26 protein-coding genes are annotated in these 22,009 nt (G+C 69.6%); 16 read left to right on the forward strand and 10 right to left on the reverse strand.

The window, feature by feature from the left end:
• Positions 1–12: 12 nt before the first annotated feature.
• Entirely contained in the window at positions 13–945 is a 933-nt protein-coding gene (locus AB7F93_RS11810) for a dihydroorotate dehydrogenase (RefSeq protein WP_428303133.1), read from the forward strand.
• 187 nt (positions 946–1,132) lie between these two features.
• On the opposite strand, the gene AB7F93_RS11815 is transcribed toward AB7F93_RS11810, so the two are convergent.
• The gene (locus AB7F93_RS11815; RefSeq protein WP_428303109.1) at positions 1,133–1,840 is read right to left on the reverse strand and encodes a ComF family protein; all 708 of its coding nucleotides are present in this window, start codon (positions 1,838–1,840) and stop codon (positions 1,133–1,135) included.
• Between the two features lie 97 nt (positions 1,841–1,937).
• Here AB7F93_RS11815 and bioB point away from each other — a divergent pair, with 97 nt between their 5' ends.
• From bioB to AB7F93_RS11865, 10 genes are all read left to right on the forward strand, one after another.
• Entirely contained in the window at positions 1,938–2,933 is a 996-nt protein-coding gene (gene bioB / locus AB7F93_RS11820; protein ID WP_428303110.1) for a biotin synthase BioB, read from the forward strand.
• The gene (gene bioF, locus AB7F93_RS11825) at positions 2,930–4,090 is read left to right on the forward strand and encodes an 8-amino-7-oxononanoate synthase (protein ID WP_428303111.1); all 1,161 of its coding nucleotides are present in this window, start codon (positions 2,930–2,932) and stop codon (positions 4,088–4,090) included. Before bioB ends, bioF begins: the two co-directional genes overlap by 4 nt.
• Complete coding sequence (gene bioC, locus AB7F93_RS11830; protein ID WP_428303112.1) at positions 4,087–4,968, forward strand: malonyl-ACP O-methyltransferase BioC; 882 nt, start codon at positions 4,087–4,089, stop codon at positions 4,966–4,968. Before bioF ends, bioC begins: the two co-directional genes overlap by 4 nt.
• A complete protein-coding gene (bioD, locus tag AB7F93_RS11835) occupies positions 4,965–5,657 on the forward strand; it encodes a dethiobiotin synthase (RefSeq protein WP_428303113.1) in 693 nt (230 codons plus the stop codon). The genes bioC and bioD overlap by 4 nt, the downstream gene beginning before the upstream one ends.
• A gap of 145 nt (positions 5,658–5,802) precedes the next feature.
• Positions 5,803–6,339, forward strand: a complete 537-nt coding sequence (locus AB7F93_RS11840) for a DUF2244 domain-containing protein (RefSeq protein WP_428303114.1) — start codon at positions 5,803–5,805, stop codon at positions 6,337–6,339.
• 2 nt (positions 6,340–6,341) lie between these two features.
• Complete coding sequence (coxB, locus tag AB7F93_RS11845) at positions 6,342–7,457, forward strand: cytochrome c oxidase subunit II (protein ID WP_428303134.1); 1,116 nt, start codon at positions 6,342–6,344, stop codon at positions 7,455–7,457.
• Between the two features lie 50 nt (positions 7,458–7,507).
• Positions 7,508–9,085: a cytochrome c oxidase subunit I gene (ctaD, locus tag AB7F93_RS11850; RefSeq protein WP_428303115.1), complete on the forward strand. Its 1,578-nt coding sequence runs from the start codon at positions 7,508–7,510 to the stop codon at positions 9,083–9,085.
• Positions 9,082–9,219 (forward strand): hypothetical protein, encoded by a 138-nt coding sequence (locus AB7F93_RS11855; RefSeq protein ID WP_428303116.1) that lies wholly within the window; start codon positions 9,082–9,084, stop codon positions 9,217–9,219. Before ctaD ends, AB7F93_RS11855 begins: the two co-directional genes overlap by 4 nt.
• A 13-nt stretch (positions 9,220–9,232) precedes the next feature.
• A complete protein-coding gene (locus AB7F93_RS11860) occupies positions 9,233–9,799 on the forward strand; it encodes a cytochrome c oxidase assembly protein (protein WP_428303117.1) in 567 nt (188 codons plus the stop codon).
• Between the two features lie 39 nt (positions 9,800–9,838).
• A complete protein-coding gene (locus AB7F93_RS11865) occupies positions 9,839–10,720 on the forward strand; it encodes a cytochrome c oxidase subunit 3 (RefSeq protein ID WP_428303118.1) in 882 nt (293 codons plus the stop codon).
• Here AB7F93_RS11865 and AB7F93_RS11870 read toward each other — a convergent pair.
• On the reverse strand, positions 10,708–10,956 hold the full coding sequence (locus AB7F93_RS11870) for a DUF2909 domain-containing protein (protein ID WP_428303119.1): 249 nt from the start codon (positions 10,954–10,956) through the stop codon (positions 10,708–10,710). The two genes, AB7F93_RS11865 and AB7F93_RS11870, sit on opposite strands and share 13 nt — an antisense overlap.
• A 65-nt stretch (positions 10,957–11,021) precedes the next feature.
• On the opposite strand from AB7F93_RS11870, the gene AB7F93_RS11875 reads away from it, so the two are divergent.
• Genes AB7F93_RS11875 through cyoE form a run of 4 tightly spaced genes read left to right on the forward strand, consistent with a single transcriptional unit; the run spans position 11,022 to position 14,255 of the window.
• On the forward strand, positions 11,022–11,774 hold the full coding sequence (locus AB7F93_RS11875; protein ID WP_428303120.1) for an SURF1 family protein: 753 nt from the start codon (positions 11,022–11,024) through the stop codon (positions 11,772–11,774).
• Entirely contained in the window at positions 11,774–12,337 is a 564-nt protein-coding gene (locus AB7F93_RS11880) for a hypothetical protein (RefSeq protein ID WP_428303121.1), read from the forward strand. Before AB7F93_RS11875 ends, AB7F93_RS11880 begins: the two co-directional genes overlap by 1 nt.
• A 12-nt stretch (positions 12,338–12,349) precedes the next feature.
• Positions 12,350–13,360, forward strand: coding sequence for a COX15/CtaA family protein (locus tag AB7F93_RS11885; RefSeq protein WP_428303122.1), 1,011 nt, complete (start codon positions 12,350–12,352; stop codon positions 13,358–13,360).
• 10 nt (positions 13,361–13,370) lie between these two features.
• Positions 13,371–14,255, forward strand: a complete 885-nt coding sequence (cyoE, locus tag AB7F93_RS11890; protein WP_428303135.1) for a heme o synthase — start codon at positions 13,371–13,373, stop codon at positions 14,253–14,255.
• On the opposite strand, the gene AB7F93_RS11895 is transcribed toward cyoE, so the two are convergent.
• From AB7F93_RS11895 to cobU, 8 genes are all read right to left on the reverse strand, one after another.
• Positions 14,208–14,471 (reverse strand): DUF2970 domain-containing protein, encoded by a 264-nt coding sequence (locus AB7F93_RS11895; protein WP_428303123.1) that lies wholly within the window; start codon positions 14,469–14,471, stop codon positions 14,208–14,210. The genes cyoE and AB7F93_RS11895 overlap by 48 nt on opposite strands.
• Positions 14,468–15,331, reverse strand: a complete 864-nt coding sequence (gene rpoH / locus AB7F93_RS11900) for an RNA polymerase sigma factor RpoH (RefSeq protein WP_428303124.1) — start codon at positions 15,329–15,331, stop codon at positions 14,468–14,470. The genes AB7F93_RS11895 and rpoH overlap by 4 nt, the downstream gene beginning before the upstream one ends.
• 147 nt (positions 15,332–15,478) lie before the next feature.
• Complete coding sequence (locus tag AB7F93_RS11905; protein ID WP_428303125.1) at positions 15,479–16,519, reverse strand: cyclic nucleotide-binding domain-containing protein; 1,041 nt, start codon at positions 16,517–16,519, stop codon at positions 15,479–15,481.
• A gap of 93 nt (positions 16,520–16,612) precedes the next feature.
• The gene (gene rpiA / locus AB7F93_RS11910; protein ID WP_428303126.1) at positions 16,613–17,272 is read right to left on the reverse strand and encodes a ribose-5-phosphate isomerase RpiA; all 660 of its coding nucleotides are present in this window, start codon (positions 17,270–17,272) and stop codon (positions 16,613–16,615) included.
• Between the two features lie 7 nt (positions 17,273–17,279).
• Positions 17,280–17,753, reverse strand: a complete 474-nt coding sequence (locus tag AB7F93_RS11915) for a hypothetical protein (protein WP_428303127.1) — start codon at positions 17,751–17,753, stop codon at positions 17,280–17,282.
• A 106-nt stretch (positions 17,754–17,859) separates the two neighbouring features.
• Entirely contained in the window at positions 17,860–18,603 is a 744-nt protein-coding gene (gene cobS, locus AB7F93_RS11920) for an adenosylcobinamide-GDP ribazoletransferase (protein WP_428303128.1), read from the reverse strand.
• A complete protein-coding gene (cobT, locus tag AB7F93_RS11925) occupies positions 18,600–19,655 on the reverse strand; it encodes a nicotinate-nucleotide--dimethylbenzimidazole phosphoribosyltransferase (RefSeq protein ID WP_428303129.1) in 1,056 nt (351 codons plus the stop codon). Before cobT ends, cobS begins: the two co-directional genes overlap by 4 nt.
• Complete coding sequence (gene cobU, locus AB7F93_RS11930; RefSeq protein WP_428303130.1) at positions 19,652–20,173, reverse strand: bifunctional adenosylcobinamide kinase/adenosylcobinamide-phosphate guanylyltransferase; 522 nt, start codon at positions 20,171–20,173, stop codon at positions 19,652–19,654. The genes cobT and cobU overlap by 4 nt, the downstream gene beginning before the upstream one ends.
• A 98-nt stretch (positions 20,174–20,271) precedes the next feature.
• On the opposite strand from cobU, the gene ilvD reads away from it, so the two are divergent.
• Positions 20,272–22,009 (forward strand): dihydroxy-acid dehydratase (gene ilvD, locus AB7F93_RS11935; RefSeq protein WP_428303131.1); only part of this gene is annotated, 1,738 nt, incomplete at its 3' end.

A 22,009-nucleotide genomic window follows, 5' to 3' on the forward strand; every position in this document is an offset into this window, starting at 1 on the left:
GGGCAAGACGCGCTGAACGATGCCGATCTGCTGCGCACCGAGCTGTGCGGGCTGGTGCTGCAGACGCCGCTGGTGCTGCTGTCGGGCTGTGTGGGTTTCGGGCAGGAATATACGCGCGTGGCGGGGTTCAGCCACCGCGACGTCGGCATGGTGGTGCTGAAGGGCACCACGCTCGAACCGCGCCTTGGCAACGCCCCGCACCGTCTGGCGGAAACGCCGGCCGGCATGCTGAACGCGATCGGCCTGCAGAACCCTGGCGCACGCGCCGTGGTGCGGGACTATCTGCCGCGGCTCGATTTCACCGAGACGGTGTATGCCGCGAACGTGTCCGGCGCCACGGTGGAAGAATACGCCGAGGTGACGCGCATCTTCGACGACTCGCCGGTGGCGGCCATCGAGCTCAACATCTCGTGCCCCAACGTGAAGGCCGGCGGCGTGCAGTTCGGCAACGATCCGGACATGTCGGCGCGCGTGGTGGCGGCCTGCCGGGCGGTGACGCGAAAGCCGCTGATTACGAAACTCTCGCCGAACCAGACCGACATCGCCGAGAACGCCCGCCGCTGCATCGAGGCCGGCACGGACGCCTTCGCCGCGATCAACACGCTGCAGGGCATGGCCATTGATCTCAAGTCCCGGCGGCCGGTGCTCGGCAACCGCCAGGGCGGGCTGTCCGGCCCGGCCATCAAGCCGATCGCCCTGCTCAAGGTGCGTCAGGTGTACGAGGTGGCCAACGCCCACGGCGTGCCGATCATCGGTCAGGGTGGCGTGGCGTCGGCTGACGATGCGGTCGAGTTCCTGCTGGCGGGCGCGACCGCCGTCGGCGTCGGCACGGCGCTGTTCTATGACCCGCTGATCTGCCCGGCGCTGAATGCCGGCATGGCGGCGTATGCGCGGGCGCAGGGGTTTGCGACTGTCGGCAAACTGACCGGCGCGTTGGCCTGGTAGAGCCAAGCGGCGCTCGATCGTCTTGTGGGAGGCCCGCCCCCGGGCCGATTTTTGAGGTGATGGAAGATTCGCGGCGGGGGCGCCGCTCCCACGGCATGGGTTGGTGTTGTGGGAGGCCCGCCCTCGGGCCGAATGCAAGGGTCCGAACATTCGCGGCGAGGGCGCCGCCCCCACAGCCTGCCCGAATTCAGCGCCCCGCCCGGCACAGCGTCCACACATCCACCTGTGCCACGCCGGCGCGTTTGAGCGCGGTCACCAGCGCGCCGACCGTGGCGCCGGTGGTCATCACGTCGTCCAGCACGGCGACGTGATCCACGCCGGGTGGTTTCGTCACCGCAAACGCGCCGCGCACGTTGCGCCGGCGCGCGACGCGGTCGAGGCCGCTCTGCGGCGCCGTGGCGCGTACGCGCTGGCAGGTCCGCCAGTTGACCGGAACGTCGAGCCGCCGACCTACCTCGCGGGCCAGCACCTGCGCCTGGTCGTAGCCGCGCTGGCGCAGGCGCGTGTCGTGCAGCGGCACCGGGATCAGCAGGTCCGGACGCGGCCAGTGCTGCGCGGTCGCCGCCTGCGCCAGCAGCGCGCCGGTGAGCCGCGCAAGGCCCAGCCGGCGGCCGAACTTGAGCCCCTGCACCAGCCGGTCGAGCGGCGGGGCGTATCGGAACGCGGCGTGCGCGCCATCCTGCGGCGGCGGGCGGCGCAGGCAGTGCCCGCACACGCCGGCCACCGGCAGCGGCTGCGCACACAGCCGGCAGGCGGTGGCGAGCCACGGCAACTCATCGCGACAACCCGCGCACAGCGGCAGGCGATCTACCCCGGCCGCCCCGCACAGCGTGCACTGCGGCGGCAGCAGGTAGGCGAGCAGGGCGTCGATGGCTTCGTCAACTTTTCGGGTCACGGCTGGGTTGACAGGACAGGGCTCGTGGCTATTCTGGCCAGCGCGGCGCCGTGCGCGTCGTGACTTGTTGCCGTCTTAATCGCCCCGGAGTCCGCCCTTGACCGCCATCCGCCACGACTGGACGCGCGCCGACATCCGCGCCCTGTTCGAGCTGCCGTTCGCCGACCTGCTGCACCGCGCGCAGACCGTGCACCGCGCCCATTTCGATCCGAACGCGGTACAGGTGAGCACGCTGCTGAGCATCAAGACCGGCGCCTGCCCGGAGGACTGCGGCTACTGCCCGCAAAGCGCGCACCACGCGGCGGACGTGAACCGCGAGGCGCTGCTGGACGTCGATGCCGTGGTCGCTGCCGCGCGCGCCGCACGCGAGGCGGGCGCCAGCCGCTTCTGCATGGGCGCCGCCTGGCGCAGCCCGCGCGAGAAGGATTTCGTGCGCGTGCTGGACATGGTGCGCGAGGTGAAGGCGCTGGGCATGGAGACCTGCGTCACGCTCGGCATGTTGAAGGGCGACCAGGCCGAGCGCCTCAAAGATGCAGGCCTCGACTACTACAACCACAACCTCGACACCTCGCCCGAGTACTACGGCGAAATCATCACCACGCGCACCTTCGAGGATCGCCTGGACACGCTGGCGCAGGTGCGCGATGCGGGGGTGAACGTGTGCTGTGGCGGCATCGTCGGCATGGGCGAGTCGCGCGAGGACCGCGTGGGGCTGATGGAATCGCTGGCCAATCTCCCGCAGCACCCGCAAAGCGTGCCGATCAACTACCTGGTGCAGGTGGCGGGCACGCCGCTGGCCGGCACCGCGGCGCTCGATCCGCTGGAATTCGTGCGCACCATTGCTGTCGCGCGCATCCTGATGCCGGCTTCCGTCGTGCGCCTGTCGGCGGGCCGCGAGGGCATGGACGACGCGCTGCAGGCGCTGTGCTTCCTCGCCGGTGCCAATTCGATCTTCTACGGCGACAAGCTGCTGACCACCGGCAACCCGGCGGCGGAACGCGACCGGGCGCTGTTCGAGCGCCTCGGCATCCACGCCGCCGCGCCGGCCGTGCGCTGCGCGGCGCCGCCGGCCGAGGCGGTCGTGGCGGGGTGAGCTTCGATCTCGACGCGGGCCTCGCCGCCCGCCGTGCGGCGGGGCTGTACCGGCAGCGGCGCATTGCGCACACGCCACAGGCCCCGGCGCGGCGCTTCGACGAGGGTGGCCGGCTTACCTTCTGCAGCAACGACTATCTCGGTCTCGCCAATCACCCGGCGCTGATCGAGGCGCTGGCGGACGGCGCGCGCCGCTGGGGCGTCGGTGCCGGCGCCTCGCACCTGCTCGCCGGGCACACCGCCGCCCACCACGCGCTGGAAGAGGAACTCGCCGCCGCCGTCGGCCGGCCGCGCGCGCTGCTGTTCTCGACCGGCTACATGGCCAACGTCGGGGTGCTTGGCGCGCTTCTGGACCGCGACGCGGCGGTGTTCTCGGACCGCCTGAACCACGCCTCGCTGATCGACGCGGCGCGTCTGAGTCGCGCGGCGGTGAGGGTGTATGGGCACGGCGACGTGGCGGATCTCGACGCCCAGCTCGCGGCGGAGTCGGCTGGGCGGCGCCTGGTGATCACCGACGGCGTGTTCAGCATGGACGGTGACCTCGCGCCGCTGCCGGCGCTGGCGTGGTTGGCCCGGCGCCGCGACGCCTGGCTGATGGTGGACGACGCGCACGGCTTCGGCGTGCTGGGGCCGGCCGGCGCGGGCAGCGTGGCGCAGGCCGGGCTGGGCTTGGACGACGTGCCGGTGCTGATGGGCACGCTCGGCAAGGCGCTCGGCACGTTCGGCGCATTCGTCGCCGGCAGTGAGGCGCTGATAGAGACGCTGATCCAGCACGCGCGCAGTTACATCTACACCACCGCCTTGCCGCCGGCGCTGGCGGAGGCGACGTGCGTCGCGCTGCGCCTGATGCAGTCGGAAGGCTGGCGGCGCGATCGGGTCGCGGCGCTGATCGCGCGCTTCCGCGAAGGCGCCGCGGCGCTTGATCTGCCGCTGCTCGAATCCGCCACGCCCATCCAGCCGCTCGTCGCCGGCAGCACCGAGCGGGCACTCGCCTGGAGCGCGCACCTGGACAGCCATGGCATCGTGGTGCCCGCGGTGCGCCCGCCGACGGTGCCGGACGGCACGGCGCGTCTGCGCATCGTGCTCACCGCGGCGCACGAGGAGGCCGAGGTCGATCGCCTGCTGAACTCGCTCGCCGCGCTGCCGCCACGCGCATGAGCGATCCGGGCGCCGAATTCCGGCTCGACACGCGCCGCGTGCGCCGGGCCTTCGAGCGCGCGGCGGCCGGTTACGAAACCGGCGCCGTGCTGCAGCGCACGGTGGAGTCGCACGCGCTGGCGCGGCTCGATCTCGTCCGCGTGGCGCCGCAGACCATCGTCGATCTTGGCTGCGGGCCGGGTGTCGCGGGACGGGCGCTGCTCAAGCGCTACCGCGGCGCGCAGGTGATCGGTGTCGACGTCGCGCCCGCCATGCTGCGCGCGGCGCGGCGCGGCCGGCGCTGGTTCTCGGCACAGCGCTTCGTGTGCGCGGACGCGCAGGCGCTGCCGCTGCCGCCGGACAGCGCGGATCTCGTGTTCAGCAACCTCACCGTGCAGTGGTGTGCCGACCCCGCGGCCGTGTTCGCCGAGGTGTGGCGCGTGCTGCGCCCGGGCGGCCTTGTCCTGTTCACGAGCTTGGGGCCCGACACGCTGCGCGAGCTGCGCGTCGCCTGGCGGCAGGTGGATGGCGCAACGCACGTGCACGCCTTCATCGACATGCACGATCTGGGCGACGCGCTCGGGCGCAGCGGTTTCGAGAACCCGGTGCTGGACGTCGAGCACTTCTGCCTCACTTACCCCGACGTGCGGGCGCTGGCGCGGGATCTGAAATCCATCGGCGCCGGCAATGCCGCGGCCGGCCGACCGCGCGGCCTGCGCGGGCGGGCGGGATGGTCGGCGATGGCGGCCGCCTACGAGGGCTTTCGCAGCGACGATCGCCTGCCGGCGACGTTCGAGGTGGTGCACGCCCACGCCTGGAAGCCACTGCATCCGCCGCACCGCGATACCGACGGCGCGCAGCCGCTGCGCTTTCACCCGCGCCGCGCGGGGCGGCCATGACGCGCGGCTGGTTCGTCACCGGCACCGATACCGGCGTTGGCAAGACGCGCGTCGCGGCGGGCCTGATCGCCGCGCTGCGAGCGCAGGGCCACCGCGTGGCCGGCATGAAGCCCGTCGCAAGCGGCTGCGTGGCGACACCCGACGGACTGCGCAACGAAGACGCGCTCGCGCTGCTCGCAGCGAGCGGCCTCGACCTGCCGTACGGGTGGGTGAATCCCGTTGCCTTTGCGCCGCCGATCGCGCCGCACATTGCGGCTGCCGAGGCCGGGCGGCCGATTCGATTCGCGCCCCTCAAACACGCCCTCGAACGCCTTTACGACCACGCTGACCGTGTCGTTGTGGAGGGCGTCGGCGGCTGGCGGGTACCGCTTGGGCCGGACGGCGACGTTGCCGATCTCGCCGCGGCGCTCGGGCTGCCTGTGGTGCTGGTGGTGGGCCTGCGCCTGGGGTGCCTGAATCACGCGGCGCTCACCGTGGCCGACCTGCGGCGCGGTGGCCTGTCGCTGGCGGGGTGGGTGGCGAGCGCCGTGGAGCCCGGTTTCGCGAGGGCGGCGGAAAACCTCGCGGCGCTGGCTGACATCATCGACGCGCCACGCTTGGGCGTGCTCGCGCATCGACCCTTGGCAAGCCCTAGCGAGGTGGCTGCGAGCCTGCAATTGCCCTGCTCGGCGCACGCAAGGACCTCTTGACGGGCGTCAAGCAGCCGTCCGGCTGCGTGTTTTGTCTTGTCAGGAAACCGGCCCGGACGGTAGTATTCGCGCGGCTTTTTGTCGCAGGGCCGCCGCGCGCGGCCGGTCGCGCGACTCGACGGCGAGGATGCAGCAGGAGGTGGCGGTGGCGCTGCGCACGCAGCGGGAACAGGGCGGCGCGTGGCGTTTTGAACTGTTGCCGAATCGGTCCAGCTCATGGGCGCAGACCAAGCGGTTCCTCATCGCCATCGCCGTCTTGAACGGCCTGATAGCTGGCGGGTTTGCCGGTCTGGGGCTGTGGTTGGTGGCGCCGTTCAGCGGGTTGGAAGTGCTGGCCCTCGTGGCGGGTCTTTACGTGTGTTCGCGCGCCAGTTACCGGCGCGAGGTCATCCTGGTGGATGAACGGCGGGTTGTGGTGCTCCGTGGCCACGACCGTGTGGACTCGCGCGACGAACTCCCGCGGTCCTGGGCCAGGCTGGCGTGGGAGCCGGAGCGGACCGGGCGGGCGAGTTGCCTGCGCCTCGGGTCGCACGGACGGTTTTTCGAGATCGGGGCGTTCCTGATCGAGGCCGAGCGGCGGCAGTTGGCCGGCCAGTTGTCGAGATTGTTGGGCCAGCCGCTGGGTGCAAGCGCGCCCGAGATGGCCATTGATGCCGGATTGAACAGGGAGATGGGTCTTTGAAGATCGGACAACACACGCGCACGGCGATGGCGGGGCTGCTGCTGGCGGCGGCGCTGCCGGCGCGCGCGGACTACGGGATGAACCTGGTCCGCGGCGTCACCGAGACCAGTCACACGGCCTTCGATCTGCACATGATCTCGCTGTGGGTCTGTGTGGCGATCGGCGTGGTGGTGTTCGGCGCAATGTTTTATGCGCTGTTCGCGTTCCGCAAGTCGCGTGGCGCGGTAGCGGCCAATTTCCACGAGAACACCACCGTCGAGGTGGTGTGGACCATCATCCCGATCGTCATCCTGGTCGCCATGGCCATTCCGGCCACGCTCAGCCTGATCAAGCTCGAAGACACCTCGGACGCCGAGCTGACGATCAAGGTCACCGGCTACCAGTGGCGCTGGCAGTACGAGTACATCGACCAGGGCGTGAGCTTCTTCAGCAACCTCGCGTCGAGCAGCCGCGATGCCATGAACGGCGACCCGAGCGGGGTTGAGAACTACCTGCTGGATGTGGATCACCCCCTGGTGGTGCCGGTCAACACCCGCGTTCGCTTCGTGATCACGTCGAACGACGTGATCCACGCCTGGTGGGTGCCGGCGCTCGGCTGGAAACAGGACGCGGTGCCCGGCTTCATCAACGACGCCTGGACCAACATCCCCGAGCCCGGCGTCTACCGCGGTCAGTGCGCCGAGCTGTGCGGCAAGGACCACGGCTTCATGCCGGTGGTGGTCGAGGCCAAGACGCGCGAGGACTACGACGCCTGGCTGGTAGCCAAGAAAGCCGAGACCGAGGCCGCCGCCAGCGGCGCCGACCGCGACTGGACGCTGGATGAGCTGGTGGAGCGCGGCAAGGGCGTGTACGGCACCTACTGCGTGGCCTGCCATCAGGCGAGCGGCCAGGGCATTCCGCCGGCGTTCCCTTCCCTGGTGGGCAGCAAGATCACGACCGGACCCATCGAGGGCCACGTCGACATCGTCATGCACGGCAAGGCCGGCACGGCCATGCAGGCGTTCGCGGCGCAGCTGAACGACGTCGACCTGGCTGCGGTCGTTACCTACGAGCGCAATGCCTTCGGCAACACCATGGGCGATCTGGTGCAACCGAAGGCCATCAAGGCGGCGCGCTGATCCGCTGCCCCGACAGACAACGCAACGAGACCCCGTCCGGAGAACACGGCATGGCTACTGTGGCCCACGAAGTCGATCATCACCACGGCCCGGCAAAGGGCATCAGCCGCTGGCTGTTCACCACCAACCACAAGGACATCGGCTCGCTGTACCTGTGGCTGGCGCTGATCATGTTCCTGGTCGGCGGCAGTCTCGCGCTGCTGATCCGCGCCGAGCTGTTCCAGCCCGGCCTGCAGCTGGTCGAGCCGGAGACCTTCAACCGACTGACCACCAACCACGGCCTGATCATGGTGTTCGGCGCGGTGATGCCGGCCTGGACCGGCTTTGCCAACTGGATGATTCCGATGATGGTCGGCGGGCCGGACATGGCCCTGCCGCGCATGAACAACTGGAGCTTCTGGCTGCTGCCGTTTGCCTTCACGCTGCTGCTGAGCACCTGGTTCCTGGAGGGCGGCGCCCCGGCCTTCGGCTGGACCTTCTACGCGCCGCTGTCGACCACGTTTGCGCCCGACACCACGGACATCTTCATTTTCTCGGTCCACCTGATGGGCATGTCGTCCATCATGGGCGCCATCAACGTTATCGCCACCATCCTCAACATGCGCGCGCCGGGCATGACGCTGATGAAGATGCCGCTGTTCTGCTGGACCTGGCTCGTGACGGCGTTCCTGCTGATCGCCGCCATGCCGGTGCTGGCTGGCGCGGTGACCATGATGCTGACCGACCGCAACTTCGGCACCAGCTTCTTCAGCGCCGCCGGCGGCGGTGACCCGGTGCTGTTCCAGCACGTGTTCTGGTTCTTCGGGCACCCGGAGGTCTACATCATGATCCTGCCGGCGTTCGGCGTGGTCTCCGAGATCATTCCGACCTTCGCCCGCAAGCAGATCTTCGGCTATGCCTCGATGGTGTACGCCATCTCGGCCATCGCCTTCCTGTCGTTCATCGTGTGGGCGCACCACATGTTCACCACCGGCATGCCGGTGGCGGGCGAGATCTACTTCATGTACGCCACCATGCTGATCGCGGTGCCGACCGGCGTGAAGGTGTTCAACTGGGTGGCGACCCTATGGCGCGGCTCGATCACTTTCGAGACGCCCATGCTGTTCGCGCTGGCGTTCGTGTTCCTGTTCACCATCGGCGGCTTCTCGGGCCTGATGCTGGCCATTGGACCTGCGGACATGCAGTACCACGACACCTACTTCGTGGTGGCGCATTTCCACTACGTGCTGGTGCCGGGCGCGGTGTTCGCGCTGATGGCCGGCGCCTACTACTGGATCCCGAAGTGGACCGGGCACATGTATGACGAGCGCCTCGGCAAGCTGCACTTCTGGCTGTCCGCGATTTCCGTGAACGTGCTGTTCTTCCCGATGCACTTCGTCGGCCTGCAGGGCATGCCGCGGCGCATTCCGGACTACGCGCTCCAGTTCGCGGACTTCAACCGCATTGCCAGCATCGGTGGCTTCGCGTTCGGCCTGTCGCAGCTGCTGTTCGTGTACATCATGATCAAGACCGTGCGCGGCGGCGCCAAGGCCACCGACCGTGTGTGGGAAGGCTCGCATGGGCTGGAGTGGACGCTGCCGTCGCCGGCGCCGTACCACAGCTTCACCCAGGCGCCGGAGATTCATTGAGGCTCATGGCCGAGCGCAGCTCACACGGCGCGCGCAAGCCTAGCCGCTGGCTGCTGGCCGGTCTGGTCGTGTTCGTGGTGAGCGTGTATGTCGTGACGATCCTCGCCCGCATGCAGGTGACCAGTGGTGGATGAGCGGCAGAGTAGGGTGGCCCGCACCACGCGTCGGCTGGCGCTGGCGGCGGTACTGATGTTCGGCTTTGGCTTTGCGTTGGTGCCGCTCTACAACGTCATGTGCGAGGCGATGGGCCTTAACGGCAAGTCGGCAACGCTCACCGGCGCAGCTGCCGTGACGTCTGCCGAAGGGTCCCCACCAGCCACCTTAGGTCGGGAAGTGACAGTCGAGTTCGTGGGCAGCACGAATGCGGATCTGCCGTGGGATTTTCGGCCGGCTGTGGGGCGGATGAAGGTGCGCGTAGGGGAGACCGCCGAGGCGGTCTATGTGGCGCGTAATCGTGCCGCGCACGCGGTTACGGGCCAGGCCATCCCGAGCGTGGCGCCGGGACTCGCGGCCAGGCACTTCCACAAGATCGAGTGCTTCTGCTTTACCGAGCAGACGCTGGCGGCGGGCGAGCAAAAGGACATGACAGTCCGCTTTCGGGTCGATCCCGAACTCGCCGACAGCGTCCACACGCTGACGCTGGGTTACACGTTTTTCGACTTGCACAAGGCGCCGGCGGATGAACACGCCGGCCACGCAGCGGGCGGCGGCTGAGCCGGCGCTTTCGATCACACTTCGCGAAGGATGACAGGCATGGCACAGGCGCACGGCGGTTATTACGTCCCGGCGGAAACGCGTTGGCCCATCGTGGGTTCGGTAGCGTTGACCACGATGGTGCTGGGCGGCGTGAACATGATGCACGGCAATGCCATCGGTCGCGTCGTGCTGCTGGCCGGCGTGGCAATCCTTCTGGTGATGGTGTTCGGCTGGTTCGGCAACGTCATTCGCGAGAGTCAGGCCGGCCTCAACAACGAGCAGATGGACCGCTCCTACCGCTGGGGCATGGCCTGGTTCATCGTGTCGGAAGTGTTCTTCTTCGCCGCGTTCTTCGGCGCGCTGTTCTTCGCCCGCCAGCTGTCGGTGCCGTGGCTGGGCGGCGAGGGCGACGTCATGAAGGCGATCTCCCACAGCTTCCTGTGGCCCAACTTCGAGGCCACCTGGCCGCTCATCAACCCGCCGAAGGCCGACGGTTTCGACATTCCCACGGGCATCGTGCCCGCCTGGGGCGTGCCGGCGTTGAACACCGCCATCCTGCTCAGCAGCGGCGTGACCATCACCATCGCCCACTGGGGCCTGCTCAAGAACAAGCGCACGCAGCTCATTCTGGGCCTGGCGGCGACCGTCGCGCTCGGCGTGCTGTTCCTGTACTTCCAGGTCGAGGAGTACGCGCATGCAATGCATGATCTGAACCTGACGCTCGCGTCCGGCATCTACGGCTCGACCTTCTACATGCTGACCGGCTTCCACGGCGCGCACGTCACGCTCGGCACCATCATGCTGATCGTCATCCTGCTGCGCTGCATGAAGGGCCACTTCACGCCCGAGCACCACTTCGGTTTCGAGGCGGTGGCCTGGTACTGGCACTTTGTGGACGTGGTCTGGCTCGGCCTGTTCGTGTTCGTCTACTGGCTCTGAGGCGCGGTCTGTGGGGCCGGGGGGGCGGGTGGCAGCGCGGCGTGCGGCTTGATCACGCCGGTTGCAAAACCCGCCAGCAGCAGCAGAAACAAGGTTACCGACAGGCCCACCCGCCACGTCAGCGCGCGGGCCATCCGCTGGCTGCCGCGTCTTGGCCCCAGCATGGCGAACACCGCCGAGCCGAGTGCGATCAGGATGGCCGCCAGCATGGCCAGAACGATGAGCTTCACCAGCATGTGCCAGCCTCCTCAAACAGCGTCGATTGGTCATTCTAGCCAGTCGGCCGGCTGACCGCCCCCGCATGTCGACCGCCCGCCGGGACAGTCGCGGCGCGTTCCGGCCCGCGATGTCCGCCACCCTTGCGGTGCTGGTGGGGGTACCGATCCTGTGCGGGCTTGGCGTGTGGCAAGTGACCCGCGGCCTTGAGAAGGCGCGTTTGCTAGACGCCGCCGCCACCGGACAAGCGCTTGTCCCGATGGACGTTGATGCCACCACGGCCACGCAGGCGATCGCGAGCCACCGTGTCGTGCGCGTGCAGGGCGTCTTTCTGGCGGATCGCCAGGGGCTGCTCGACAATCAGGTGCGCGACGGCCAGGTCGGCTACGACATCCTGACGCCACTGCGGATCGGCGGTCGTGACGAACTGATTCTGGTCGACCGCGGTTGGCTGGCGCGTGGTGCGCGGCGAGAGGATGTGCCGGAATGGTCCACTCCGGACGGCACGGTCACCCTGCTCGGCACGTTGCACCCGCCGGTCGACGTGCCGCTGGTGTCGGGTGAGATCAGCGATCGCTTCGGCGGCGCATGGGTGGTTTCGGAGATCGATCCCGCAATGCTGGAAGCCAGTGTCGGCGCGCCGCTCTGGCCACGCGTACTGCGCCTGGCGCCGCAGTCCGCGCACGGCTTTCGGCGCGATTGGCCGGTGGTCGCGATGACGCCGCAGCGGCACTACGGCTACGCGGTGCAATGGTTCGGTCTGGCGGCGGCGCTGCTGGCCGTGTACGCAGTCGCGGGCGTGCGGCGCGGGCGCGCTGCCCCGCATTTGGAGGAGTGATGGATCGGGACGAAAAGGCGCAGCAGCGCCGCGGACGGTGGATGCTGATCGCGCTGGCCGCGTTGTTCCTGGGGCCGCTGCTGTTTTCCTGGGGTTACCAGAAGCTCGGTTTCACGGCGTACCCGGCGCCGAAGCTCGCCGGCGTGCTGATCGAGCCGCCAAAGCCACTGCCGGTCGCCGGCCGCGCCGGCTGGCCCGACCGGCGCTGGACGCTGGTCGTGGCCGGGCCGTGCGATGCGGCGTGCTGGAAGACGCTGATCGACCTCAGGCAGATCGTGCGCTCGCTGCCGCGCTACCAGGACCGCATGGCGCGGGCGTATGTGCATGCTCCGGGTGCGCAGCTGGGCGCCGAGCGCGTGCAGGAACTGGACGGCGTGCACGCCGTCGAGGACGCCGATGGCGCGCTGCTGGACGCGATCGAAAGTGCCGCGCCGGCGCAGGAGACAGCTTTTGCGATGGTGGATCCGGCCGGCTACGCCATGCTGCGCTACCGCAGGGACTACGATGCCCGCGCCGCGCGCAAGGACATCGAGCATCTGCTGCGCCGCCTGGCGTCGAACTGACGGAGCGCTGAGTTGAAGTCGAAGTCACGCCAACCGCCGCCCAACCCGCTGCCCTGGCTGCTGGCGGTGGTGCTGGCCCTGATCGTCGTGATCCTGGGCGCCTACACGCGCCTGTCGGACGCCGGCCTGGGTTGCCCGGACTGGCCGGGCTGTTACGGCCACGTCGGTGTGCCGGGCACGGCCGAGGCGATCGACCGCGCCAACGAGGCCTTCGCCCATCGCCCGGTGGAGCCGGCCAAGGCCTGGAAGGAGATGGTTCACCGCTACGCGGCGGGCCTGCTCGGTCTGGTCGTGCTGGGGCTCACCATTTCAGCCTGGCGACGCGGCACGGGACGGCTGTTGGCGACGGCCCTGCTGCTGCTGATCGCGTTTCAGGCGGCGCTCGGCATGTGGACGGTCACGCTGCAACTGAAGCCGGTGGTCGTGATGGGGCATCTGCTCGGCGGCTTTGGCGTGCTGAGCCTGCTGTGGCTGGGCTACCTCGGTGCCCGCTCGTACGTTCCCGACCGGCGCGCGCCGCCCGTAGTGCTGCGGCGGATGGCAATCGTCGGCATCGCCGTGCTGGTGGTGCAGATCGCGCTCGGCGGCTGGACCAGTGCCAATTACGCGGCCCTGGCTTGCCCCACCTTCCCCAAGTGCATGGGCGAGTGGTGGCCGCCGATGGACATGGCAGACGGCTTCGTGCTGTGGCGGGGCCTTGGCGTGAACTACGAGTTCGGCGTGCTGGACAGCCCCGCGCGGGTGGCGGTACACATGGCGCACCGCGCCTGGGCGCTGGTGGTGCTGGCCTACCTGGGCTTCGTCGGGCTGTACACGGCGCGCCGCTGCACCGGGCCGCTGCGGGCGGTGGCCGTGGCGTTGCTGGTGCTGCTCGCGGCGCAGGTGTCGCTAGGCATCGCCAACGTGTGGCTAGGCCTGCCGCTGCCGGTAGCGGCGGCGCACAACGCGGTGGCGGCCGCGCTGCTGCTGGCCCTGCTGACCCTCACCCACACCCTGTACCGCAGCGGAACCGCACGTGGCTGAATCCGTACCGATGTCCGCGCCGCCGCTGCCGTTGTGGCGCGAGTACCTGGAGCTGTGCAAGCCGCGCGTGGTGGCGCTGATCTGCTTCACGGCCGTGGTCGGCATGCTGCTCGCGGTGCCCGGCATGGTGCCGCTGGACGCGCTCATTGCCGGCAACCTCGGCATTTTTCTGGCGTCGTCGTCGGCGGCGGTGATCAATCAAGTGGTCGACGCCCGCGTCGATGCGCAGATGGACCGCACGCGAAACCGCCCACTGCCGACCGGGCGCGTCACGGCCGGGCAGGCGCTGGTGTTCGCGGCACTGCTCGGGCTGCTGTCCATGACGCTGCTGGTGGTCTGGACCAATACCCTGACGGCGGTGCTGACGTTCGCGTCGCTGATCGGTTACGCGGTCATCTACACGGCGTATCTGAAGCGCGCCACGCCGCAGAACATCGTGATCGGCGGGGCGGCCGGGGCGGCGCCGCCGGTGCTCGGCTGGGTGGCGGTAACGGGCACGGTGGACCCGTTTGCACTGCTGCTGTTCCTGATCATCTTCGTGTGGACGCCGCCGCATTTCTGGGCGCTCGCCATCCGCCGACACGAGGAATACGCGCGGGTCAACATTCCCATGCTGCCGGTCACGCACGGCCTGCCGTACACGCGTCTGAACGTACTGCTGTACTCGGCGCTGCTGCTGGCGGTGAGCCTGCTGCCGTTCGCCACCCGCTATGCCGGCTGGCCGTACGCGCTGGCGGCGCTGGTGCTCGGCGGGCGGTTCATCCAGTGGTCGGTGCGGCTGTACCGCACGCAGGACAACGCGGTCGCCTCGGCGACGTTCCGCTACTCGATCATCTACCTGATGGGGCTATTTGCTGCCCTGCTGGTCGACCACTACCTGCCCGGCGTTCGCTGAGGCGCCGCCGGTCGGCCGGTCGCTGAGTGCGAACTTCACCGCGCCGACCAGCGCCAGTACCAGCAGCGCGGTCAGCAGGATGCCGGCGAGGATGATGTGCACCGGGTTCGAGCGGGTGCTGCGCTCGTAGTTGGCGCGGTCGCGGACGCCCAGAAACGCCCACGCCATCTCGCGCAGCACGCCCAGAAAACCAAACCGCGCGCGTGGCTCGCTCATGCCGCGGCGGTGGTCTGAAGGTGTCGCGACAGCCGGCCGATGGCCTGGTTTTCGAGCTGGCGGATGCGCTCCGCCGACACGCCGTATTTCTCGCCGAGTTCCTTGAGGCCGGTCTTGTCCTCGGCGAGCCAGCGCTGCTCCAGGATGTCCCGGCTGCGCGCGTCGAGCGTGGCGAGCCCCGAGCGCAACGCCTGGAGCCGATGGCCGGCCCATTGCTCCTCTTCGAGCGCCTGCGCAGGGTCCGGGCGCGTGTCGGCGATGCTCAGCGCCGGCGCCGGCAGGTCGTCGTCGCTGGCGTCGGTCGCGGCGTCGAACGACACTGGCCGTTCGCGCAGGCGCGCATCCATGTCGAACACGTCCTGCGGGCGCACGTCGAGTTCGCGCGCGATTTCCGCCGCCTGCGCGTCGCCCAGGTGCCCCAGGCGCTGCTTGTGCTGGCGCAGGTTGAAGAACAGCTTGCGCTGCGCCTTGGTGGTGGCGATCTTGACGATGCTCCAGTTGCGCAGCACGTACTCGTGAATCTCGGCGCGAATCCAGTGCACGGCGAACGACACCAGGCGTATGCCGCGGCGCGGGTCGAAGCGCCGCACGGCCTTCATGAGGCCAATGGCGCCTTCCTGGATGAGGTCGGCCTGCGGCAGGCCGTAGCCGTTGTAGCCGCGGGCGACGTGGATGACGTAACGCAGGTGCGAGCTCACCAGCTGGCGGGCGGCGTCGATGTCGCCCTCGTCCTGCAGGCGCACCGCGAGCGCGTGTTCTTCATCCGCGGACAGGTACGGCGCCTGCTGGGCGGCGCGGATCAGCTGATTCAGGTTGCCAACCGCTTGCACCGGCAGCGGCAGGGTCAGGGCGGTGGACATGTTGTCTCCCTCATGACGGACGGGAAAATCTTAGCACTCGGGTGCTTGGAGTGCTAAATCCGCCTGCAGTTCACCCTGTGCGCAAATCGCTTGCGCGCTGCTTGAAGGGTTTGGGAAAGCAAGCTGCCGGCGCGCGCCGACCCGGAGTTATCCGGCGCCGATGTGGCGGTAGTGACCGTGAAGCGCGCTGGCGGTGAAGCCCATCTGCGTCAGAATGTGTGCCGCGGCAGCCGCCCGGCGGCCACTGTTGCAGTAGCACACGTAGTGGCCGGCGGGATCGATTCGATGGGCGTGCAGACGCAGCTCGTGCAGCGGCAGGTTGTAGGCACCCGGCAGGTGGGCGTTCTGCCACTCGCCGCGTTGCCGCACATCAAGCCAGTGGCCGCCGTTGCTGATGATGTCGATCGCCGTTGACGTGCTTACTGGCGACGTTGGCGATGCCTGTTGCAGGCGCTCGAAATCGTGCCGGTACAGGCGCATGAGCACGCCTTCGCTGATCATGCTGGCGGTGGCTACGCTGTATGGGGCTTGGCCTAGCGCTTCGTCGCCGAAACAGTCCCCTTCACCGAGTTGCCCGAGCTCGATCGATTCACCCTCTTCCGCGGGTGCTTCTCGCGACACCAGCGTGGCGCCGCTGTCGATTACATAGAACGCGTCGGCGGCTTCGTTCTGGTGGGCGATGACCTGCCGTTCCTGCACGGTAATCGGCACAAATGCCTGCATCAGCTCCTCGATGCGGGCCGCAGGCGTGCCCCGCAGGGCCGGGAAGAAGCTGTACCGCCAGCGGCGCGGAATGCCGCGACCGAAGAAGGCGTTGTCCCGCTCGTTGCTCCGTCGCTCGATGACGGCCAGTTGATCCCAGGTAGCGACGAGATCGACCAGGTCGAACGGCAGATAGGCCAGCACCACATCGGTGAATGCCGTCACCGACCGAAATCGGCCATCGTTCAGCGCGTACTGCGCGCTCGCGGAGCCGGCCTCGATGATGGCGGCAATGCCGGTGTGGGTGACGGCGGTCGCCTCTCCGGCCAGCAGAAACAGCGTGTGGTTGAGCGGCTCGTCCGGCACCTCGAAGATGGTGCTGCGATCGGCGATTTCCTCAATACGCGCCGCGGCCGCGAGCTCGATCAGCTGCGCCCGGGGGAATGTCGACAGCGGCAGGAAGTGCCGAAGCTGGCTGAAATGCATCGCTCCGGCCACGCGTGTCGTGCTCCGAATGTGACCTTTTGCACAATTGTCACACGGCTGGCGCGTGCTTTGGGGAGCGCGTCAGCGGTGGCGTCAGCCGATACGTTTCACGCCGCCCGCGCCGCCCAGCAGCAGCACATCCGCGCCGCGCGCCGCGAACAGGCCGCAGGTGACCACGCCCACGATGTTGTTGAGCGCCTGTTCGAGCTTGATCGGCTCGACGATGTCGAGGCCGTGCACGTCGACAATGGCGTTGCCGTTGTCGGTGATGAAGTCCTTGCGATACGCGGGCTTGCCGCCGAGCGCGATGATTTCGCGCGCCACGTAGCTGCGCGCCATCGGAATCACCTCCACCGGCAGCGGGAAGGCGCCGAGGCGCCGCACCAGCTTCGACTCGTCGGCGATGCATACGAACTGTCGACTGGCCGCGGCAATGATCTTCTCGCGCGTCAGCGCGCCGCCGCCGCCCTTGATGAGCTGCCGGTGCTCGGTGGCTTCGTCGGCGCCGTCCACGTACAGCGGCAGCGTGCCGGCGTCGTTAAGCTCGTACAGATCGATGCCGGCGGCCTTCAGACGCGTCGCCGTGGCGACGGAACTCGCCACGGCGCCGCGGATGCGCTCGCGAATGCCGGCCAGGCAGTCGATGAAGTGATTCGCGGTCGAGCCGGTGCCGACGCCGATCACCTCGCCCTCGGGCACGAATTCCAGCGCGGCCTCGGCGGCGCGGCGTTTGGCGATGTCCTGATCGGTCATGGTTGCCTCAGGGGGACACCCGGTAGGTGCCGTCGTGTTGAATCACCCGCACGCGCTGGCCGACCTGGAACTGCTGCTCGCTTTGTTCCTGCACGATGGCCATGACGTTGCCGTTTTCGAGCCGCACGGTGATTTCGAGTCCGTCCGCCTTGGTGAGTGCACCCTCGGCAGCCTTGCCGGCGACCCCGCCGCCGACTGCGCCGGCTACGACCGCCGCCTTCTGGCCGGCGCCACCGCCGACGGTGCTGCCGGCAATGCCACCCAGTACGGCGCCAGTGGCCGCGCCGATGTAGGACTGCGTGCCCTCGATCTTGACCGGCTGGATGGCCTCCACCGTGCCGTACTTGACCACTTGCGCCTGGCGGGCGTCGCTGCGCGAGTAGACGTTGCCGGCGGTGCTGGACGCGCAGCCGGTGAGGGCTCCGCAGGCGACGGCCAGCGTTGCGGCAAGCAGGACAGGAAGGCGGGGTAAGGGGTGCATGTCGTCGCTGGATGAAGTGCCGGCTGTGCCCATCAGACCATGGTGGTCGGGGCGCGGTTCAGTCGGGCGGGGCGCGGATTGTAAACGCCGCCCGCGCGGGCCGGACTCAGCCCGCGGTCGGCACGGCCAGCGCCAGCAGCACCGCGGCTTCGACAAGTTCGATCGTGGCACCGTACACGTCGCCGCTGGCACCACGCAGACGGCGCTGCGCGCCGCGACCGATCAGCGCCGTGAGTACGACCGTCGCCAGCAGCGCGCCGGGAGCGACCAACAGCGTCAGCGCGGCGATCACGCCCACCACCAGCCAGCCCGTCTGGCGCGGCAGGTTCTCCATCGCCGTTTCGGCCATGCCGCCGGGGCTGGCGTAGGGCAGGGCGCACATCAGCGCCAGCACCGCCCCGCGCGCCAGCACCGGCGCCAGCAGCAGCGGCACCAGCGAGCCGTGATCGAGCACCGCCGCGAGGCCCGCGAACTTGCCGATCAGCGCCAGCACGACGGCCACCACCCCCGCCGTGCCGACGTGCGGGTCGCGCAGGATGGCGCGCCGCTGCTCGGCATCCGCATGGCCACCCAGCAGCGCGTCGGCGCAGTCGCCGAGGCCGTCCAGGTGCAGCGCGCCGGTCAGCACCGCCCACAGCGCCAGAACGGTGGCCGCTGCCGCCAGCGGCGGCAGGTCGAACAGCGCCCAGCAGGCGGCGATCAGCAGCGCTGCCAGCAGCAGGCCGACCAGCGGGTAGGTGAGCGGCGCGCGGCCGAGATCGTCCGGTTCGGGCGCGCCGCCGGCCGGCACGGGCAGGGTCGTCAGCAGCGCCAGCGCCAGTCGCAGGGGATTCCAAAGCTTGCGGATCACAGGGCACCTCCGGCGACGCCGGCTTCGGCAAAGGTGGCCATGCCGGCGTGTACCGCGCAGGCCAGGCGCAGCAGCGGCAGGGCGGCGAGCGCGCCGCTGCCTTCGCCAAGGCGCATGTCGAGTGCCAGCAGCGGCGCGGCGTCGAGCGCCGCCAACAGCCTGGCGTGGCCGGGCTCGGCCGAGCGGTGCGCGAACAGCAGCCAGTCGTGCACACGGGGCTCGATGCGGCAGGCGGCGAGCACGGCCGCGGTCACGATGAAACCATCCACCAGCAGCGGCAGCCCCGCGTGGGCACAGGCGATGGCGGCGCCGGCGAGCGCCACGATCTCGAAGCCGCCCAGCCGCCGCAGCGCTTCGAGCGGGTTATCGACATGCGGCCCGTGCAGCGCGAGCGCGCGCCCGATCACCGTCGCCTTGTGGGCCACGCCGGCAGCGTCGAGCCCGGTGCCGGGGCCGCAGAGCGCCACGGGCTTCTCGCGGAGCAGCGCGCAGGCCAGCGCCGCGGCGGCGGTGGTGTTGGCGATGCCCATCTCGCCACCGATGAAAAGCTCCGCCCCAGCCTGCACCGCCCGCTGCACGGCGGCCCGGCCGGCGTCGAGCGCGGCCCCGAGCTGTGCCTCCGTCATTGCGGGCTCGGTCGTGAAGTCGGCCGTCATTGGCGCGACGCGGGCGTCGATGACGCCGAGCAGCGGGCCAGGATCGGCCGCCGTGCCGAGGTTGACGACCTCCAGCGCCGCGCCCTGCGCGCGGGCGAGCACGCTCACCGCCGCGCCGCCAGCGACGAAGTTGGCCAGCATCTGCGCCGTCACCGCCTGCGGGAAGGCCGACACGCCCTGCGCGGCGACGCCGTGGTCGCCGGCGAACACGCACACCTGCACGCGCTCGACGGCCGGGCGATCGGTGCCCTGCAAGGCCGCGAGCTGCACGGCGAGCGCTTCCAGCCGGCCGAGCGAGCCCGGCGGCTTGGTGAGCTGCGCCTGCCGGGCCGCGGCGCGTCCGCCGGCGGCGGCATCGGGCGCGGCGCAGGGCAGGGCGAGCCAGGCGGGCGTCACGGCAAGTCTCCCTTCAGCGCCAGCGGCAGGCCGGCCACGGTCAGCAGCACCCGCTCGCAGCGGGCGGCGATGTCCTGGTGCAGGCGGCCGGCGGCGTCGCAATAGCGGCGCGTGAGCTCGCCGAGCGGCACGATGCCCATGCCGGTTTCGTTGCCGACCAGGATGACGTCGCCGGGCAGGTCGTCGAGCGCCGCCAGTAGCGCCGCCTGTTCGCGGTCGAGGGCGGCGGCATTGGCATCGACCAGCAGATTGGTCAGCCACAGCGTGAGGCACTCGATCAGCACGCAGCCGCCGGCACGGGCGTGTGCCTGCACCGCGGCAGCGAGCGCGAGCGGTTCCTCCACCAGCGCCCAGCCGGTCGGGCGCCGGACTTGATGCGCGGCGATGCGGGCGGCCATCTCGGCGTCGCCCGCCGTGGCGGTGGCGATGTACGTGACCGGCCGGCCCGTGTCGGTGGCGAGCCGCTCGGCAAGGCGGCTCTTGCCGGAGCGCACGCCACCCAGGATCAGTGTTTTCATGCGGCGGTGCAGATCAGGCAGCGGGGCTGCGCATTATCGCCGGTCGGTCTGCCGGCCGGCCGCTAAAATGGCCGCCTGATCGCCCCTGGAGCCACGCCATGCCCGCCTACCGTTCCCGCACCTCCACGCACGGCCGCAACATGGCCGGCGCCCGCGCGCTGTGGCGCGCCACCGGCATGCAGGAAGGCGATTTCGGCAAGCCGATCATCGCCATCGCCAACTCCTACACGCAGTTCGTGCCGGGGCACGTGCACCTGAAGGATCTCGGCGACATCGTGGCCCGGCAGATTCACGCCGCCGGCGGCGTGGCGCGCGAGTTCCACACCATCGCCGTGGACGACGGCATCGCCATGGGCCACGGCGGCATGCTGTATTCGCTGCCCTCGCGCGAGCTGATCGCCGATTCCGTCGAGTACATGGCCAACGCCCACTGCGCCGACGCCCTGGTGTGCATCTCCAACTGCGACAAGATCACCCCCGGCATGCTGATGGCGGCCATGCGGCTCAACATCCCGGCGGTGTTCGTGTCCGGCGGGCCGATGGAGGCGGGCAAGGTGGTGTGGGAAGGCAAGGACGTGGCCGTGGACCTGATAGACGCCATGGTCGTCGGCGCCGATCCCAAGGTTTCGGACGAACAGAGCCTGGCCATGGAGCGCAGCGCGTGCCCCACCTGCGGCTCGTGCTCCGGCATGTTCACCGCCAATTCCATGAACTGCCTCACGGAGGCGCTGGGTCTTTCCCTGCCCGGCAACGGCAGCCTGCTCGCCACCCACGCGTATCGGCGCGAGCTGTTCGAGGAAGCCGGCCGGCGCGTCATGGACCTCACCCGCCGCTGGTACGAGCAGGACGACGCGAGTGCCCTGCCGCGCGGCATCGCCACGCGCGCGGCGTTCGAGAACGCCATGGCGCTCGACATCGCCATGGGCGGCTCCACCAACACCGTGCTGCACCTGCTGGCCGCCGCGCAGGAAGGCGAGGTCGATTTCACGATGGCGGACATCGATCGCCTCTCACGCAAGGTGCCGCACCTGTGCAAGGTGGCGCCGTCCACGGCCGTCTATCACATGGAAGACGTGCACCGTGCCGGCGGCGTGGTCGGCATCCTGGGCGAACTCGATCGCGCCGGCCTACTGGACACCACCGTGCCCACCGTGCACGCACCGACGCTGAAAGACGCGCTCGCCCGCTGGGACATCGCCGTCTCGAACAACGACGCCGCGCAGCGCCTGTTCGGCGCCGCGCCGGGCGGCGTGCCGACGCAGGTCGCCTTCAGCCAGGGCCGCACCTGGGACGTGGACGCCGACCGCGCCAAAGGGTGCATCCGCTCACTCGAACACGCCTACAGCCGCGACGGTGGCCTTGCCGTGCTGTACGGCAACCTCGCCGAGCGCGGTTGCATCGTCAAGACCGCCGGCGTGGACGAATCGAACCTGCGCTTCGCCGGCCCGGCGCGCGTGTTCGAAAGCCAGGACGCCGCCGTGGACGCCATCCTCGGCAAGCGCATCGCCGGTGGCGACGTGGTTCTGATCCGCTACGAAGGCCCGCGCGGCGGCCCCGGCATGCAGGAAATGCTGTATCCCACGAGCTACCTCAAATCCATGGGCCTGGGCAAAGCCTGCGCGCTGGTCACCGACGGCCGCTTCTCGGGCGGCACGTCTGGGCTGTCCATCGGCCATGTCTCGCCGGAAGCAGCGGCGGGCGGTTTGATTGGCCTGGTCGAGGACGGCGACCGCATCGAGATCGACATCCCGGCGCGGCGGATTCATCTGGCTGTGGACGAAGCCGAACTCGCGCGCCGCCGCGCAGTTATGGAGCAATCCGCCAACCCGTGGCAGC

The organism is Immundisolibacter sp., from assembly GCF_050250495.1.
In the GTDB taxonomy this organism is placed as follows: domain Bacteria; phylum Pseudomonadota; class Gammaproteobacteria; order Immundisolibacterales; family Immundisolibacteraceae; genus Immundisolibacter.